The sequence below is a fragment of the Rothia sp. HMSC071B01 genome, from assembly GCF_001808945.1.
GTDB lineage: Bacteria > Actinomycetota > Actinomycetes > Actinomycetales > Micrococcaceae > Rothia.
In genome coordinates, this window is sequence record NZ_KV795042.1 from 1 (window position 1) to 862 (window position 862).

General features: G+C 50.7%; 1 protein-coding gene. It reads left to right on the plus strand.

Going from position 1 to position 862, the window contains the following annotated elements:
• Positions 1 to 241: 241 nt before the first annotated feature.
• A partial coding sequence (locus HMPREF2527_RS00175) for a hypothetical protein (RefSeq protein WP_141744414.1) occupies positions 242 to 862 on the plus strand: 621 nt, incomplete at its 3' end.

Sequence of the window (862 nt, forward strand, 5' to 3'; positions counted from 1 at the left end):
ATGTACCGAAGGACGCCATCATTGTGACGATCAACCCCAACATGGTTCCTGAGGGAGCAAAGAAGGGATAATCTGCCCTCCTGGAGGGGTGATGACGTAAATGGGCCTCAACCCAAGAATGGGGTGCGAGCTGGGAGGGTAAGTAATGGCGGAACATACCGATTCGTACTTATTTTTCCCTAATTTTTGGCATGCTCTTGAGGCATAACACAACTTATTTTTATGGAAATGAGGTATTGCTATGGGTAATTCTCTCACTAAGGCTTTTATTCATCTCTTTCTTCTCGGCGTCCTCTTGACGATGATTATCAGCGTGTTTCTCGGAAGTCCTACCCGTGGTCAGGCGGTTCAGGAGAGTACGCGCACGCATGAGTTGCTGAGTTTGCAGATCTCTAAGGAGCAGGTGCAGTCTGGCAGCCTTGAAGGGGAGATTCATGAAGGCTTCTTGGGGAGTGTGGGGTATATTCAGGGAAGTTTTGAAGGGCGCCCGGTGACCTACATCTATATCCGCTACCGCGAGGAGAGTGGCGACATTATCGACCGCCTCATTCCTCGTGATCAGGTGCGTCTGCGCGATGATTTGGATAACGGTAAGGCTGCCACCCTTGAGATTCATACCGTCAAGAAGCGTGATGCGACATATGAGGATATTCAGCACGATCCGTCTTTGTGTTATGAGGGCAGCACTTTGAGGGATCTACTGGCTAATCTTATGGGGTCACCTTCTGGTAAAAGGATGTCGATTTTTACCAGGAAGGGCACGCCGTTGCCTGCTGAGGAGTGTGGCCGGCATGAAACTGATGCCCCGAAGGATTGGGAGATGGACAGTGAGGAACTGGTGGTGCATGTACCGAAGGACGCC